General features: G+C 72.5%; 13 protein-coding genes. 11 read left to right on the top strand and 2 right to left on the bottom strand.

Annotated features, from left to right (window positions below; all coding sequences use genetic code 11):
* Positions 1-126: 126 nt before the first annotated feature.
* From AC27LF_RS17925 to AC27LF_RS17915, 3 genes are all read left to right on the top strand, one after another.
* Entirely contained in the window at positions 127-1,032 is a 906-nt protein-coding gene (locus AC27LF_RS17925; RefSeq protein ID WP_479659526.1) for an AraC family transcriptional regulator, read from the top strand.
* Positions 1,033-1,190: 158 nt separating this feature from the next.
* Positions 1,191-1,943: an SDR family oxidoreductase gene (locus AC27LF_RS17920; protein ID WP_479659525.1), complete on the top strand. Its 753-nt coding sequence runs from the start codon at positions 1,191-1,193 to the stop codon at positions 1,941-1,943.
* A gap of 295 nt (positions 1,944-2,238) precedes the next feature.
* Entirely contained in the window at positions 2,239-3,789 is a 1,551-nt protein-coding gene (locus tag AC27LF_RS17915) for a pectate lyase family protein (RefSeq protein ID WP_479659524.1), read from the top strand.
* A gap of 289 nt (positions 3,790-4,078) precedes the next feature.
* Here the strand turns inward: AC27LF_RS17915 and AC27LF_RS17910 are convergent, their stop codons facing one another.
* Both AC27LF_RS17910 and pdxA read right to left on the bottom strand, forming a co-directional pair.
* The gene (locus tag AC27LF_RS17910; RefSeq protein ID WP_479659523.1) at positions 4,079-4,885 is read right to left on the bottom strand and encodes a DeoR/GlpR family DNA-binding transcription regulator; all 807 of its coding nucleotides are present in this window, start codon (positions 4,883-4,885) and stop codon (positions 4,079-4,081) included.
* Between the two features lie 89 nt (positions 4,886-4,974).
* Positions 4,975-7,353: a 4-hydroxythreonine-4-phosphate dehydrogenase PdxA gene (pdxA, locus tag AC27LF_RS17905; RefSeq protein ID WP_479659522.1), complete on the bottom strand. Its 2,379-nt coding sequence runs from the start codon at positions 7,351-7,353 to the stop codon at positions 4,975-4,977.
* Positions 7,354-7,597: 244 nt separating this feature from the next.
* Between pdxA and AC27LF_RS17900 the strand changes: the two genes are divergently transcribed.
* The 8 genes from AC27LF_RS17900 (at position 7,598) to AC27LF_RS17865 (ending at position 15,928) form a co-directional block, all read left to right on the top strand.
* Positions 7,598-9,196: an ABC transporter substrate-binding protein gene (locus AC27LF_RS17900; protein ID WP_479659521.1), complete on the top strand. Its 1,599-nt coding sequence runs from the start codon at positions 7,598-7,600 to the stop codon at positions 9,194-9,196.
* Positions 9,197-9,199: 3 nt separating this feature from the next.
* On the top strand, positions 9,200-10,129 hold the full coding sequence (locus tag AC27LF_RS17895) for an ABC transporter permease (RefSeq protein WP_479659520.1): 930 nt from the start codon (positions 9,200-9,202) through the stop codon (positions 10,127-10,129).
* 3 nt (positions 10,130-10,132) lie between these two features.
* Positions 10,133-11,029: an ABC transporter permease gene (locus AC27LF_RS17890; protein ID WP_479659519.1), complete on the top strand. Its 897-nt coding sequence runs from the start codon at positions 10,133-10,135 to the stop codon at positions 11,027-11,029.
* Positions 11,030-11,032: 3 nt separating this feature from the next.
* Positions 11,033-11,875, top strand: coding sequence for an ABC transporter ATP-binding protein (locus tag AC27LF_RS17885; RefSeq protein ID WP_479659518.1), 843 nt, complete (start codon positions 11,033-11,035; stop codon positions 11,873-11,875).
* The gene (locus AC27LF_RS17880) at positions 11,872-12,798 is read left to right on the top strand and encodes an ABC transporter ATP-binding protein (RefSeq protein ID WP_479659517.1); all 927 of its coding nucleotides are present in this window, start codon (positions 11,872-11,874) and stop codon (positions 12,796-12,798) included. Before AC27LF_RS17885 ends, AC27LF_RS17880 begins: the two co-directional genes overlap by 4 nt.
* The gene (locus AC27LF_RS17875; protein WP_479659516.1) at positions 12,795-13,775 is read left to right on the top strand and encodes an aldo/keto reductase; all 981 of its coding nucleotides are present in this window, start codon (positions 12,795-12,797) and stop codon (positions 13,773-13,775) included. The genes AC27LF_RS17880 and AC27LF_RS17875 overlap by 4 nt, the downstream gene beginning before the upstream one ends.
* 93 nt (positions 13,776-13,868) lie before the next feature.
* On the top strand, positions 13,869-14,663 hold the full coding sequence (locus AC27LF_RS17870) for an HpcH/HpaI aldolase family protein (protein ID WP_479659515.1): 795 nt from the start codon (positions 13,869-13,871) through the stop codon (positions 14,661-14,663).
* Entirely contained in the window at positions 14,660-15,928 is a 1,269-nt protein-coding gene (locus AC27LF_RS17865) for a sialidase family protein (protein WP_479659514.1), read from the top strand. The genes AC27LF_RS17870 and AC27LF_RS17865 overlap by 4 nt, the downstream gene beginning before the upstream one ends.
* Positions 15,929-15,965: the final 37 nt, after the last annotated feature.

The following is a 15,965-nucleotide window of genomic DNA, read 5'->3' as shown; positions in this document are numbered from 1 at the left end:
TGCTGGAGTGCGGTGATTCCATTGAACCGGCCTGACCTGCGTAAATGTTAGAACGATGCTCGCTTGCACTTGCACGATCCTCGCGGTCACGGGAGCCATGGCCTGGATCGGTGGTGCAATGGACGCATGAGCCTCGACGAGTTCCGCACCCTGCTGACCCGGCACGCCCGGCCCGACTGGACCACCGCCATCGACGGCGTCCTCATCTCCAGGGTCGACCGCCCCGATCCGCCGGCACCGTCCATGTCCGGGACGGTCCTGGCGGTCATCGCCCAGGGCGCCAAACGTCTCGCCCTGGGCGACCGGGTCTACGAGTACGGGCCAGGGCAGTACCTGGTCGCATCCGTCGACCTGCCCGTGACCGGACAGTTCACCCAGGCCGACGCCAAGGAGCCGGCGCTGGGCTTCGGACTCACGCTGGAACCGTCCGCCGTCGCCGAACTGCTGCTACAGGCAGGTCCCGGCGACACCCCCCGCGCCGGCGGGGGCACACCCTCGGGGATCGCCGTCAGCGACGCCTCGCCCGCCCTGCTCGACGCGGTGGTCCGGCTGCTGCGCCTGCTCGACGAGCCCCGCGACCGCGCCGTACTCGCCCCCCTCGTCAAACGCGAGATCCTGTGGCGGCTGATCACCGGCGAGCAGGGTGCGACGGTGCGTCAGCTCGGCCTCGCCGACAGCAGCCTCAGCCATGTCTCCCGGGCCGTGCGCTGGATCCGCGAGCACTACGCGCAGCCCTTCCGGGTCGAGGACGTGGCGCGGCAGTCCGGCATGAGCGTCTCCGCCTTCTACCGCAACTTCCAGGCGGTGACCGCGATGAGCCCCATCCAGTTCCAGAAGCAGATCAGGCTCCAGGAGGCCCGGCTGCTGCTCGCCACCCACCCCGGCGACGTCACCGGGGTCGGCCATCGCGTCGGCTACGACAACCCGTCACAGTTCAGCCGCGAGTACCGCCGGCAGTTCGGCGCACCCCCGAGCCGGGACGCCGCCCGGCTGCGTCAGGCCGTACGCACCTCCGCGGGTGTCCTGCCCTGAACGACGGCTGGATGACAGAGGAGGATCGTGCAACGGCAAGCGAGGATAGTTCTACTGTCTGTGCAGGTCAGAACGGTTCAATGGAATCACTGATTCTCCCGCTGGGCAGGAAAGTGCCTGCCCGTCGGCGGCTCCCACCTCATCGCAGGGATCACAGCATGAAGACAGTTCTGATCACCGGTACCTCCTCCGGATACGGGCGGGAGACCGCTCTCCACTTCCACGCCCAGGGGTGGCAGGTCATCGCCACGATGCGCACACCGCGTACGGGCGTGCTGCCCGACTCGGACCGGATCCGTGTCGTCGCACTCGATGTGACCGATCCCGAGAGCATCTCCTCCGCGTTCGAGACGGCGGGGCCCGTCGACGTCCTGGTCAACAACGCCGGCGTGCCGTCGATCGGTGTGTTCGAGGGCACCCCCATGGCCCGGGTGCGGGAGGTCTTCGAGGCCAACACGTTCGGTGTGATGGCGACGACACAGGCGGTGCTGCCCCAGTTCCGCGAGCGCGGCTGCGGGGTGGTGGTCAACGTGACCTCCAGCGTGGTGCTGGGCCATATGCCGCTCTCGGCCGTCTACAAGGCCAGCAAGATGGCCGTCGAGGGGTTCACCGCTTCCCTCGCGCTCGAACTCGCGCCCTTCGGTGTGCGGGCCAAGACCGTCGAGCCGGGCGCCTGCATGACGACGAACTTCGCAGCCAAGGCGACGAACGGCGGGGCGCTGGACGAGGAGTTCGTCCCGGCTCCCTACGCGGCCTGGGCGCAGAAGGTCATGGACGGCTTCATGGGCCAGGATGTGTTCACCAAGGAGAGCGATGTCGCGGAGGCGGTGTGGCGAGCCGCGCACGACACGACCGGGCAACTGCGGTTCCCGGCCGGCCCCGACGCCCTCTGGCTCGCCGAGGCGAAGTGACCGAGGGGCGGACACGGTGCCGATGCCGCACTGACGCCACGAGCGGGCCCCGCGCGGACGCGCGGGGCCCGCTCGTTGTGCGGCGTCCCGCCGCTCCCGTGCTGTTCATGTAGGTGAAGCGGAAAGCAGTGCTCCGAAACCGCGCAAAGCCTTGCCGCCGCATGGCAGCCTCCCTACACTCCCGGACGGCAAGCGCTTTCTGAGTGTCTGGCGGCAAGGTTAGCCCAGCGCGACCAGTTCAGTTATCAGAACGATGACCATCAATCTGAACTCCGAACGAAAGGGCAGGGCGAGGATGAGACGAGCACGAGCGGCGCGGCTCTACGCGGCGCTGGCGACGACCGGCCTGGTGGCGGCCTGTGTGACCGGCGCGGTTGTGTCGATGCCCGAGGCGGCGGCCGCCACCGGCGGCGCCTCGGGCTACGCGAGCCAGAACGGCGGCACCACCGGCGGAGCGGGCGGGCAGACGGTCCGGGCCACCACGGGGACCGCGATCCATCAAGCCCTGTGCAGCCGTGCCAGCAGCAGCACGCCCCTCATCATCCAGGTCGAGGGCACCATCAACCACGGCAACACCAGCAAGGTGTCCGGCGGCAGTTGCAACACCGCCGCGGACAAGATCGAGCTCAAGGAGATCAGCAACGTCACCCTCGTCGGGGTCGGCACCGGTGCCGTCTTCGACCAACTCGGCATCCACGTCCGGGACTCCAGCAACATCATCATCCAGAACGTGACCGTACGGAACGTCAAGAAGTCGGGCTCTCCGACCTCCAACGGCGGTGACGCCATCGGCATGGAGAGCAACGTCCGCAACGTCTGGGTGGACCACACCACCCTGGAGGCATCGGGCGGGGAGTCGGAAGGCTTCGACGGCCTCTTCGATCTGAAGGACAACACCCAGTACGTGACCCTGTCCTACAGCATCCTGCGCAACTCCGGGCGCGGCGGCCTCGTCGGATCCAGCGAGAGCGACACCTCGAACGGCTACATCACCTACCACCACAACCGGTACGAGAACATCGACTCCCGTACGCCCCTGCTGCGCGGTGGCATCGCCCACATCTACGACAACCACTACGTCAGCCTCAACAAATCCGGTATCAACTCCCGCGCCGGTGCCCGGGCCAAGGTGGACAACAACTACTTCGAGGACTCCAAGGACGTCCTCGGCACCTTCTACACCGACGCGGCCGGCTACTGGCAGGTCAGCGGCAACATCTACGACAACGTCAGCTGGTCGAGCCCCGGCAGCGAGAACCACCCGGCCGGCCCCGACCCCCAGTCCAACACCACCGTCAGCATCCCCTACGCCTACAGCCTCGACCCGGCCAGTTGCGTGCCGAGCGTCGTGAGCGCCACGGCGGGCGCCAACAAGGGACTCAAGGTCTCCGACGGCAGCTGCACCCCGCAGACCCCCTCGCCGACACCGACCGGTCCTGCGCCCACGCCCACACCGACCGGCCCGACGCCGAGCCGGCCGAGCGGGACCAACCTCAGCCTCGGGGCCGGCTCGGACGGGTCGAGCAAGGCCACCGGCACGAGTTACGGCGACGTCCTGGACGGCGACCCGAGCACCTACTGGTCGCCGGCCGGCTCGACCGGCTCCATCTCGGTCAAGTGGGGCTCCGCCACCTCGGTGTCCGCGATCACCATCCGTGAGACGGCGGGCAGCGCGGGCAGCATCGGCTCCTGGCGGGTCGTCAACCACGACACCGGAGCCGTCCTCGCCTCGGGCAGCGGCGCGGGCGTCATCCATTTCGCCCCGACCTCACTGCGCAAGATCACCTTCGAGATCACCGGCTCGACGGGCACCCCGCAGATCGCCGAGTTCGAAACCTACGCCTGACACACCACGGCAGGGGCCCCGCCGCCCGGCGGGACCGGCCACCCCGGTCCCGCCGGACAGCCGGGGCCCCTTGTCCCGGCTCCGCCGCACCGCCCGGCGGCCGGTCGCGCGGGTGCGGGTGCGGGTGCGGTTGCGGGGGGACCGTGCGGCCGACCGCCACGGACGCCGCACCGCGTACGCCTCGCCGACGATCCGACGGTGTGTCCGGTAAGGGCGCAGGTGGCGGTTCCGGTGGCGGTGTGCGGCGGCCGCGGTGGGTGCTGCCGCTCGATGGCGCCGCGGGCCGCGCTCACCGGGCTGCGGGGGGCAGAGCGTGGTCCGGATCCGGCTTGGTGACGACCGTGGTCACTCCCCGGCCGCGCAGCTCCTCAAGGATGCGCGGGTCGGCGGTGTCGTCCGTGACCAGGGTCCAGCCCTCCGGGAGTGCGGTCCACGCGTGGAAGGGGCGCCGGCCCAGCTTGGCGGCGTGCGCGAGGACGTACACCTGGTCGGCCCGTCGGGCCATCAGCTCCTTGAGCCGGGTCTGGCGCAGATCGGCCTCGCAGATGCCGTGCCGCGGCGAGATGCCGTCCGTGCCGAGGAAGACCCGGTCGAACGTCATGCGTTCCAGGGCCGCTTCGGTGAGCGGTCCGACGAAGCCCTGGCTGAGCGGGCGCAGGGTGCCGCCGAGGCATTCGACATGGATCGTCTCCACGTCCGACAGCGCCTGAAGCGTGGTCAGTCCGGTCGTGGCGACCGTGATGTCCTTGGCGGTGCGCAGTTCATGGGCGAGCGCCCCGACCGTCGAACCGGCGTCCAGCAGCAGCGTCTCGCCCGGCCGTACCTGCCCCGCCGCCCAGCGCGCGATGGCCTGCTTGGCCTCGAACGCCTCGCCCGTCCGCTGCCGCAGCGATGCCTCGGGGTGCGCGGACAGCGCCATCGCACCGCCGTAGGTGCGGGCGAGCCGCCCGTCCGTGGTGAGCTTCGCCAGGTCACGGCGGATGGTGGACGCCGTCACGCCGAACAGCTGGGAGAGTTCGTCGACGCTTGCCAGACCGGTGGTGGTGGCGAGCCGGACGATCCGGTCGCGCCGGTCCTTGGAGCCGATCGCAGACATGTGTCCTCTGTCCTGTGGTGTCCAGTGGTGCCTGGAGTTGCCTGTGCTCGGGGCGCTTCGAAGCTGCCGCGGGCGCGCACGGCCCGTGGTCAGCGGGCGGCCGGAGCGGTCGACATCTCGGCGGCCTGGCGCAGGGCCTCGACCATGCTACCGGCCTCGGCCCGCCCGGTCCCCGCGATGTCGAAGGCGGTGCCGTGGTCGACGGAGGTGCGGATCACCGGCAGCCCGACGGTGAGATTGACGCCGGCCTCGATGCCCAGCACCTTCACCGGGCCGTGCCCCTGGTCGTGGTACATGGCCACGATCAGGTCGTAGTCGCCGCGCGAGGCGAGGAAGAACGCCGTGTCGGCGGGGAGCGGGCCACGCGCGTCGATGCCGTCGGCGCGCAGCACCTCAAGCGCCGGGACGATCTTGGTTTCCTCCTCGCCGTGGCCGAACAGGCCGTTCTCACCGGCGTGCGGATTGATGCCGCACACGCCGATGACCGGTGCGGCGACGCCGGCCCGCACCATCGCCTCGTGACCGCGGCGCACGGTGCGCTCCACGAGCCCGGGCTCGATGCGGTGGACGGCGTCGATCAGCCCGATGTGGGTGGTCACGTGGATGACCTTCACCTTGGGCGTGGACAGCATCATCGAAACCTCCTCGACGCCCGTGAAATGGGCGAGGAGTTCGGTGTGACCGGGGTAGAGGTGACCCGCCGCGTGCAGGGCCTCCTTGTTGAGCGGCGCCGTGCAGATGCCCTGCACCTCGCCGCGCAGCGCCAGGTCGGCGGCGACGCGCACGTAGTGGTAGGCGGCGTCGCCCGCCACCGCGGACAGCCTGCCCCAGGGCAGATCGGCCGGGAGCAGACCGAGGTCGATGACGTTGACGCGGCCGGGCGTGAACTCGGCCTGAGAGGGGTGCCGGACGGGCACCACCGTGCACTCGACGCCCAGGATGCGGGCCGCCTCGCGCAGTCGTGCGGCGTCGCCGACGACCACGGGGCGGCACACGCGCAGGGTGTCGGGGTGGAGCAGCGCCGGTACGACGACCTCGGGTCCGATGCCGGCTCCGTCGCCCATGGTCACCGCGATGACCGGGAGCGCACGGCCGGTGGTGCCGGTCTGCTCGGTGAGGGGGGCGGCGGCGGGTGCTGCGTTCACGGGGTTTCTCCTAGGGGGGTGGAGGGCGGGAGCGATGGAGGGGGTGGAGGGGCGGGGGCGCAGCGCGCGGGCGATGCGCAGCAGGGAGTCGGGCTCGCCGAAGCTGCCGGGCCGGGTGACGACGCGTCGGCCGTCGGGGGTGCGGGAGTGCACGGCGCCGTGATGGATCTGTCCGACGGGGCACAGCAGGGTGACGCCGAGCGCGTCGAGGACGCGGCGCGCGGTCTCGCCTCCGGTGAGCACGAGATCGCTGTCGTGCGCGATCTCGGCGACCGCCCGGGCGAGCCCGGCGACCAGCCGGCGGCCCTGGCCGGGGGCGACGGTGCCGTCGTCGGCGATGCTCACGACGGTGACGGAACCCGGTGCGAGACCCGCGGGGAGCCACGCCGCCTGGTCGACCGGAGCGAGGCCGGCCTGCGCGGGACGCCCCAGTCGTGCCACGGGCAGGGCGACATGATGGGCGCCCGCGGCCACGAGTTGCGCGATCTGCGCAATCGCTCCGGGTTCGGCGGTGCCGACGACGACCAGCAGCGGCCTGATCCCCGTAGGTTTGGGGCCCGTTGACGCAAGCGGAGCGGGGCCCGCCGCGTGTCCCGCGCGGTCTGGTGGCCGGGCGCCGTCGGCGCGGAGCCCGCGCCCGAGCGCCGCGGCGAGGCCGCCCGCGCCCAACAGCCTCACGGACGGCCCCAGTTCGAGTACCGCTTCGGCTATCGCATCGAGATCCGCGTCCGTTTCCGCGTCGCACACCGGATGCAGACCGCTCGCGATCAGCTCGCGCAGCCGCCCGGGCAGCGCACCGCGTACCACATCGAGGGGCACCGGCGCGGTCGGCACGTCCCCGAGCGCGGCGGCGACGGACCGGGGCGCGGCCCGTGCCTCCGCCCGCCACGCCGGTGTCGCGTGCAGTGGCACACCGCGCAGGTGGACCACGCCGCCTTGCACGGTGCGCCCGGCCACCGGAAGCGCGGGTGCGATCACCACCCCCGCGGCGCCGTCCGCGTACGCGGCGGTCTCGGCGGCGAGGTTGCCCCGCAGCAGCGAGTCCGCCTTCTTGAACAGCACGCGGCCGTCGGCCGCCGACACCGCGGCCCGAACGGCCCGCGCCGCCGCGGTGGCCGGCAGGTGCCTGGTGTCCAGGTCGAGCACCGTCGCCGCACCCGCGGCGGACGCCCCCGCGGCGCCGGGCCGCAGCAGGATCCGGCCGCTCAGGCGCAGGGCCACCGCGGTCTCGGCGGCGCCGGACAGGTCGTCCGCGAGGGCGAGCACACGGCGCGCCGGACTGGGGCGGCTCAGGGCCTGGCCGCCGCGGCTGGTGAGGGACACGGATACCTCCTCGGGCCGGCCCGGACGGGCGGCCTCGGGCACCGATGATGACATGGTGTGCGCGATCTGCGCGAGACCTCTTGCGCGAACTACGCAATCGTGCCACCTTTTCCGGCGCGACACCTGTTCGTCACCACCGGCCCGGTTCCCCGACCGGACCCGGTACGACAGCCGGACCTCCGTGAACCGGTCCGGGCGAGAACAGCCAGAGCCGGTCGCCACCCGGAACGCGAGAAGGTCGACGATGACCCCAACTCCTCACAGCGCACCCTCCGAAAGCCCACCGCGCACGCCCCTCAGCCGCCGCACCCTGCTGCGCTACGGCGCCCTCGGCGGGGCCGGCATCGCCCTCGGCCCGCTGGCCGCGTGCGCGGGACCCACCGGAGCCCCCGGCCCCGGAACCCTCACCCTCGGTCTGAACCGCTCCCTGGTCAGCCTGGACAACAAGCTCAACCAGTTCGACGCGGCGGTCACCGTGCAGCGCGCGGTGCGCCAGGCCCTCACCCGCATCGGCCCGCGCATGCGGCCGCAACTCGTCCTCGCCGACCGCTTCGAGATGACCGAACCGACCGCCTGGACGGTCCGGCTGCGCGAGGGCGTGCGCTACTCGGACGGCAGCCCGGTCACCGTCGAGGACGTCGCCACGGCCCTGCGCATGTACGGCCAGGTCACCGGCTCCTTCCTGCTGGGCCTCTTCCCCGAGCTGCCCACGGTCGAGCCGGCCGGCGAGCGCACCTTCCGGCTGCGCACCCAGCACCCGGTGCCCGTCCTCGACCGGCTGATGGCGAACATCCACATCACCCCGGCCGCCGCCAACCGCCCCGAGGAACTGCAGAGCGGCCTCGGCTCGGGCCCGTACCGGGTGCTGAAGGCGAACAGCGGGGCCGGCGAGTACACCCTGGCCCGCAACACCAGGTACTGGGGGCCGCGCCCGCGCGTCGACACCGTCCGGGTGCGGTTCGTGCCCGAGGAGTCCAGCCGGGTCATCGCCCTGCGCAGCGGCGAACTGGACGTCGTCGACACCCTCACCCCCGACTCCGCCGACCAGCTCACCGGTCTGCCCGGCGTCACCGTGCAGCAGACCGCGGGCGTACGCATGTGCCAGCTCTTCTACAACTTCCGCAAGCCCAAAGGGCATCCGCTCGCCGACGCCCGGGTACGGCAGGCCCTCACCCACGCGATCGACGGTGAGGCACTGATCCGGGACGTGCTGACCGACTCGGCCGAAGAGGCCAGGGGAGTCGTGCCGCTCGCCCTCGAAGGCGCGGTGCCCACCGGCGAGTACACCTACGACCCACGCAAGGCGAAGGCGCTCCTCGCCTCCCTCGGCGCGGCCGACCTGCGGATCAGAATCATCTGGGAATCCGGGGAGTTCGCCGCCGACACCTCCGTCATGGAGGCCGTCATCGACATGCTCCGGGCCGTCGGCGTACGCGCCACCCTCCAGCAGTTCGAGCCCGGCGGCGACATCCTGAAATGGCGTCAGGGCCGGGCCGGCGACTGGGACGTCATCGGCAACGGCTACGGCAGCCCCACCGGACAGGCCCTCACCGTCCTCCAGGGCATGTACGGCGGCACGGCCGAGAAGGACCGCACCGGCGACGCCTTCATGGGATACGTCGTCCCCCGCGTCGAACGCGCCCTGTCGGCCGCCGCGATGGAGGTCGACGCCACCCGGCGCACCGCACAACTGGCCGCCGTACAGCGCGACATCTGGCACACCTGGCCAAGCCTTTGGGCGTTCGCGCCCAAGACCCTGCTCGCCCGCCGCGACCGCGTCCACGACCTGCGGCTGCTGACCATCAACTCCTACGACCTGTCCGCCGTACGGCTGGAGGGCTGAGCCGTGCCGACCTATCTCGCCCGCCGCATCGGCCAGAGCCTGCTGACCGTCTTCCTCACCCTGACCACCGTCTTCCTGCTGGTCCGCCTCGCCCCCGGCGACCCGGCCTCCGCCTACGCCGCGCCCAACGCGACCAGCGCCGATCTGGACGCCATCCGCGCCGAGTTCGGCCTCGACGAACCCCTCGTCAACCAGTACGGGATCTTCCTGCGCGACCTGTTCACCGGGAACCTCGGCACCAGCTATTCCTTCCACGCGCCCGCCTTCGACGTGGTGATGTCCCGGATGCCGTACACGATCACCCTCGCCGTCTCGGCGATCGCCGTGACCGCGCTGGTCGCGGTGCCGCTGGGCGTCTGGATGGCCCGCCGTGCCGACACCGGACGCGAACTGGGCGCCAACGTGCTGACCATCGCAGGCCAGTCGATGCCGGACTTCTGGACCGGCGTGATGCTGCTGACCGTGTTCGCCGTGCTGCTGCCGGTGCTGCCCGCCTCCGGGTTCACCTCCTGGAGCGGCCTCGTACTGCCGACCGTCACCGTGGCCGTGCTCCAACTCGCCCTCGTCTCCCGGCTCGTACGCCGCGAGATGACCACCGCACTCGCCGCCCCGTACACCACGGTGGCCCGCTCCCGCGGCGTCGCCGAACGGGCCCTGGCCTGGCGCTACGGCCTGCGGAACTCCGCGGTGCCCCTGCTCACCGCCCTCGGTACCCGCTTCGCGGCCCTCCTCAACGGCGTCGTCGTGGTCGAGGTCGTCTTCGGCTGGCCGGGCGTCGGCTCACTCGTCGTACGCGCCCTCGCCACCCGCGACTACCCGCTCATCCAGGCCACCGTCCTGGTCACCGCGACCCTCGCGATCCTCGTCCAACTCCTCGTCGACCTCGCCTACCCGCTGCTCGACCCGCGGGTGCGTCTCGGAAAGGCGGCCTGAGCCATGACCACCACGGTCGTCCCCGCCGAGCGGCCCAGCGCCGTCACCGCCCGCGAACTGGCCCGCGCCACCGCGACGCGGCAGCGGCGCAGCGCCCACGTCAAACTGTGGGCCGGCGCCGTGTGCACGGCACTCGTCGTGCTGCCGGTGGCCCTCGCGGGACTGCTGCCGCTGCCCGGCGCCGACGAGCAGGACCTGTCCCGGCGCAGGCTGCCACCGCTGAGCGAGGGCCACCTCTTCGGCACCGACCAACTCGGCCGCGACCTGCTCTCCCGCATCCTGCACGGCGGCCAGGTGTCGCTGTCCGTCGGTGTCCTCGCCGTCCTGGTCTCCGGAGTCATCGGCATCGTCGCGGGTTCGGCGGCCGGGTACTTCGGCGGCTGGATCGACGCGCTCGTCTCCCGCTTCCTGGAAGCCCAGCTCGCGCTGCCGCTGCTGATGATGCTGCTCCTCGTGGTCGCCCTGTTCGGGCCCTCCGTCACCGTCATCACCTGCGTGATCGCCGTCGCCCAGTGGCCGGAGGTGGCCCGGCTGACCCGCTCGCTGGTCCTGGTGGAACGGGAGAAACCCTACGTCGCCGCCGCCCGGGTCCTCGGACTGCGCGGCTGGGCGGTGCTCGTACGCCACATCATCCCCAATGTGGTCCGCCCGGCCAGCCTCGTCGTCCTGCTCCTGCTGGCACAGGCCGTGCTGCTGGAGAGCGCGCTGAGTTTCCTCGGCGCCGGGCCGCAGCGGCCGTTCGCCACCTGGGGGCGGATCATCTCCGACGGCCAGGCCTACCTCACCACCTCCTGGTGGCTGGTCACCCTGCCGGGCCTGGTCATCGCCCTGCTGGTGGTCGGGGTCAACCTGCTGGGCGACGGACTGCGGGACCGCACCCGCCGCCGGAAGGGAGCCTGAACCATGACCGAGCACAGCACACCGCTGCTCGACGTCAGCGAGCTGCAGGTCGAACTGATCACCGCACACGGCGTCGTACGCGCCGTCGACGGTGTGAGCTTCACCGTCCGGCGGGGCGAGACCGTCACCCTCATCGGGGAGTCCGGCTCCGGCAAGTCCACCACCGCCATGGGCGTCCTGCGCCTGCTGCCGGACGGGCTCGCCGTGCTGTCGGGCAGCGTCCGCATCGCCGGCCGGGACGTCCTCGCCGACCCGGCCGCCGCGCACGCCGTACGCGGCCGCACGGTCTCCCTGATCCCGCAGGACCCCATGACCGCGCTCAGCCCGGTGCACACCATCGGCCGCCAACTCGGCGACGCGCTCCGGCTGCGCCACCCCGAACTGACCCGGACCCAGGCACGCGAACGGGGCGTGGAACTCCTCGCCCAGGTGCACATCACCAAGCCCGAGACCCGCTGGCGGGCCTATCCGCACCAGTTCTCCGGCGGCATGCTCCAGCGCATCCTCATCGCCATCGCCCTGGCAGGCGAACCCGAACTCCTGGTCGCCGACGAGCCGACCTCCGCCCTCGACGCCACCGTTCAGGCCGGCGTCCTCGACCTGCTCATGGAACTCCAGGAACGCACCGGCATCGGCATGCTGATGATCACCCACGACCTGGGGGTGGCTCGGCTCGTCTCCGACCGCATCCACGTCATGAAGGACGGCCGGTTCGTGGAGTCAGGACCCGCCGAGCAGATCGTCACGCGGCCCGCCGCACCGTACACCCGTGAACTCCTCGCCGCCGTCCCCCGGCTGGGCGCCTGGGACGAGGGCGAGCCCGTCATACAGGGAGCAGCCACATGAGCGACCACCCGCGTCCGGCCGCCGCCCGGGCGTCCCGCGGCCCGGACGGGCCGGCCCCGGCCCCCGGTCATCCGCTGCTGTCCGTCGAGGACCTGGTGGTCGAGTACCCGACCGCCGACGGACCGTTCCGCGCCGTCGACGGGGTGAACCTCCAACTGGCGCGCGGCGGCTGCCTCGCCGTCGTCGGGGAGTCCGGCTGCGGCAAGTCGACCCTGGCACGCGCGCTGGTACGGCTGCTCAGACCCCGCTCGGGCCGCATCGTCCTGGACGGCACGGACATCGCGAGCCTGCCCGAGCGGCGCCTGCGTCCGCTGCGCCGCCGGGTGCAGATGGTCTTCCAGGACCCCTACGGCTCCCTCGATCCGCACCTCACCGCCCAGCAGATCGTCGCCGAACCGCTGCGCCTGGCCGGCGTCTTCGACCGGTCCGAACGGGCGCGGCGCGCCGCCGAGCTGATCGACCAGGTCGGGCTGCCCTCCTCCGCCCTCCACCGCCGCCCCGCCGACTTCTCCGGCGGCCAGCGACAGCGCATCGGCATCGCACGCGCGCTCGCCTCCCGCCCCGACGTCCTCGTCTGCGACGAGGCGACCAGCGCCCTCGACGTCTCCGTGCAGGCACAGGTCCTCACCCTGCTGAAGGAGTTGCAGGCCGAGACCGGGACCGCCTACCTCGTCATCGCGCACAACCTGGGCGTCGTCCGCGAGATCAGCACCGACGTCGTCGTCATGCGGGCCGGGCGGGTCGTCGAGACCGGCCGGACCGCCGCCGTGCTCGCCTCGCCCGCCGAGCCCTACACACGTGCCCTGCGCCGCGCCGCCCTCGACCCCACCGTCATCCAGGGCGTCAAACCCCGCCGACTGGTCACCCCCGTGGCCGCCGCCCTGTCCGCCGCCACCCCCGCCACGGAAGGAATTACTTCGTGACCTCCGGTATCGACCTGCCGAACATTCCCGTCCCGCTCTCCCGGCTGGTGCTCGGCACCATGACGTTCGGCGACACCGTCGACCGTCAGGGCGCCGCGGCCATGCTCGACGCGGCGCTCGACGCGGGCCTCACCGGCGTCGACACGGCCAACGGTTACGCGGGCGGCGACAGCGAACGCCTGCTCGGCGAACTGCTGCCGGGCCGCCGCGACCGGATCGTGCTGGCCACCAAGGCCGGCATCCCCCACCCCGACCAGGGCGAGCACGCCCCGCTGTCCGCCGCCGGGCTGCGCGCCGCCCTGGAGGGCAGCCTCAAGCGGCTCGGCACCGACCACGTCGACCTCTTCTACCTCCACCAGCCCGACCGTTCGACCCCGCTCGCCGAAACGCTCGCCACCGTCGCCGAGTTCGCCGCCGAAGGGAAGATCCGCGCACTCGGCGTCTCCAACTACGCCGCCTGGCAGATCGCCGAACTCGTCCGCACCGCCGACGAGACGTGCGCCCCGCGCCCCGTCGTCGCCCAGCAGCTGCACAACCTCCTCGCACGGCGCATCGAAGAGGAGTACGTGGAGTACGCCGCCGTCAGCGGACTGCGTACCATGGTCTACAACCCGCTCGGCGGCGGCCTGCTGACGGGCCGTCACCATTTCGGCGAGGCACCCGGGCAGGGCCGGTTCGGCGACTCGCGGCTGGCCGCCATGTACCGGCAGCGGTACTGGGACGAGCGGCTGTTCACCGCCGTCGACCGGCTCGCCGCCGTCGCCGACGGCGCGGGCATCCCGCTCACCGAACTCGCCCTGCGCTGGCTTCTGGACCGGCCCTCCACCCACGCGCTGCTGCTCGGCGGCTCGCGCACCGCCCACCTGCTCGCCAACATCGCCGCCGCCCAGGCCGGCCCGCTGCCCGCCGACGTGAGCGCGGCCTGCGACGAGGTCGGCGCGCGACTGCGCGGCCCGATGCCCGCCTACCACCGCTGACCACCCGACCCCGACACGTCCCGGACCTCTGACCGGAGCCCGCGACCCCGTCCGCGACCACGCCCGTGACCCCGTCCGGAAGGAGCCCCTTTCATGACCGCCGCTCCCGGTACGCCCGCCGCCTTCGCCGCCGCGCTGCGCGCCCGCGAACAGCTCGTCGGCTACTGGTCCGTCCTCGACTCCCCCATCTCCACCGAACGGATCGCCCGCCTCGGCTACGACTACGTCGCCCTCGACGCCCAGCACGGCCTCATCGAGTACTCCGGTGTCCTCGCCTCCCTCACCGCGATCGACACCAAGGGATCCACCGCGGTCGGCCTGGTGCGCGTCGAGGCCAACGACCCCGCGCCGATCGGCAAGGCGCTCGACGCCGGCGCGGCCGGAGTGATCGTCCCGCTCATCGACACCGCCCAGGACGCGGCCGACGCGGTCGCCGCCGTCCGCTACCCGCCGCTCGGCCGCCGCTCGTACGGTCCGATGCGCGCCGGGCTGCGCATCGGGCCCGACCCGGCCGACGCCCATGAGCAGACCGTGGTCCTCGCGATGATCGAGACCGCCGAAGGACTCGCCGACGTCACCGGCATCTGCGCCACCGACGGCCTCGACGGCGTCTACATCGGCCCCTCCGACCTGCGCATCGCCATCGGCGGCGCCACCTCCACGGACCCGGCGGTGACCGCGGAGTTCGAGGCCGCGCTGGTGACGGTGCGGCAGGCGGCGGCAGCCGCGGGCATCGCGGCGGGCATCCACACCGCTGACGGCGCGAGCGCCGCCAAGCGGCTCGCCGAGGGGTTCACCTTCGCGACCGTCTCCAGCGACCTGGTCCATCTGCAGCAGGCGGCGGCGGCCCATCTGGCCGCGGCACGCGCGACGCGGGACAGCCGATGACGACCGGGGCACAGCGGGCGGATCCCGGTGCCGCCGACGGCGTGCTGCGCCCCGCCCCGGGGCAGCCCGGCCGGGCCGAAGCCCGCCTGGCCGCGCCCGCCGTGCAGAACCACGCCGCCAACCTCACCGTGCTGCCCGGCGGCGAACTGGGCTGCGTCTGGTTCGCGGGCACACTGGAGGGCGTCGCCGACATCTCGGTGTGGTTCTCCCGGCTGGCACCGGGGGCGGACACCTGGTCCACGCCGGTGCGGCTGTCCGACGACGCCGGACGCTCCGAGCAGAACCCGCTGCTGTTCCCCGCCCCGTCCGGCGAGCTGTGGCTGCTGCACACCGCCCAGCTCGGCGGCCGGCAGGAGACCGCCGAGGTCAGGCTGCGCGTCAGCGACGACGGCGGCGCGACCTGGGGACCCGCGCGCACCCTCTTCGGGCCCGGCGTCTTCGTCCGCCAGCCCGTCGTCGAACTCCCGGAGCGCGGACGGCTGCTGCTGCCCGTCTTCCGCTGCACCACCCCACCGGGAACGTCCTGGACCGGTGCGCGCGACACCAGCGCCGTGCTGCTCAGCGACGACGGCGGACGGAGCTGGCGGGAGCGGCCGGTGCCGGGTTCCACCGGCCTCGTCCACATGAACGTCCGGCCGCTGCCGGACGGTTCACTGCTCGCCCTCTTCCGCAGCCGGCGCGCCGACGCCGTGCACCGCAGCACGTCGTACGACGGCGGCCTGACCTGGAGCGTGCCCGAGCCGACGGACCTGCCGAACAACAACTCCTCGATCCAGTACACCGTGCTGGCCGACGGCCGGCCGGCCCTCGCGTACAACCACAGCAGCGCGGCGGACGCCACCGAGCGCCGGGTCTCGCTCTACGACGACATAGCCGATGCGGCCGATGCGGCCGATGCGGCCGACGTGGCCGACGTGGCCGATGCGGCCGACGCGGGCCCGAGCGGGGACGGGGGCGCAGGGCCGGCCGCGGCATCCTCGGGCGACGTCTTCTGGGGCGCCCCCCGTGCCCCGCTCAGCCTCGCCGTCTCACCCGACGGCGGCCGCACCTGGCCGCTGCGCCATGACCTGGAGACCGGCGACGGCCACTGCCTCACCAACAACTCCCGTGACGGCCTCAACCGTGAACTGTCCTACCCGAGCCTGGCCCAGACGCCCGACGGCGCCCTGCACCTCGCCTACACCCACCACCGCCGCACCATCAGACACATCCGGCTGAGCCCCGGCTGGATCGCCGAAGCGTTCCCCGGTCCCGGGCTGTCCTGAATGCGACGCTGCGGGTGGACGCGCCGTGTGCCGGCGC

It is taken from the genome of Streptomyces diversicolor (assembly GCF_057537855.1).
This window is presented reverse-complemented; position numbering and strand designations above follow the sequence as displayed.

Excerpts from the sequence above, each read along its gene's own strand:
- AC27LF_RS17885 (WP_479659518.1), top strand. The coding sequence starts at position 11,033 with ATGACCGAGCACAGCACACCGCTGCTCGACGTCAGCGAGCTGCAGGTC.
- AC27LF_RS17915 (WP_479659524.1), top strand. The coding sequence starts at position 2,239 with ATGAGACGAGCACGAGCGGCGCGGCTCTACGCGGCGCTGGCGACGACC.
- AC27LF_RS17870 (WP_479659515.1), top strand. The coding sequence starts at position 13,869 with ATGACCGCCGCTCCCGGTACGCCCGCCGCCTTCGCCGCCGCGCTGCGC.
- AC27LF_RS17925 (WP_479659526.1), top strand. The coding sequence starts at position 127 with ATGAGCCTCGACGAGTTCCGCACCCTGCTGACCCGGCACGCCCGGCCC.
- AC27LF_RS17880 (WP_479659517.1), top strand. The coding sequence starts at position 11,872 with ATGAGCGACCACCCGCGTCCGGCCGCCGCCCGGGCGTCCCGCGGCCCG.
- AC27LF_RS17865 (WP_479659514.1), top strand. The coding sequence starts at position 14,660 with ATGACGACCGGGGCACAGCGGGCGGATCCCGGTGCCGCCGACGGCGTG.
- AC27LF_RS17910 (WP_479659523.1), bottom strand. The coding sequence starts at position 4,885 with ATGTCTGCGATCGGCTCCAAGGACCGGCGCGACCGGATCGTCCGGCTC.
- AC27LF_RS17920 (WP_479659525.1), top strand. The coding sequence starts at position 1,191 with ATGAAGACAGTTCTGATCACCGGTACCTCCTCCGGATACGGGCGGGAG.
- AC27LF_RS17890 (WP_479659519.1), top strand. The coding sequence starts at position 10,133 with ATGACCACCACGGTCGTCCCCGCCGAGCGGCCCAGCGCCGTCACCGCC.
- AC27LF_RS17900 (WP_479659521.1), top strand. The coding sequence starts at position 7,598 with ATGACCCCAACTCCTCACAGCGCACCCTCCGAAAGCCCACCGCGCACG.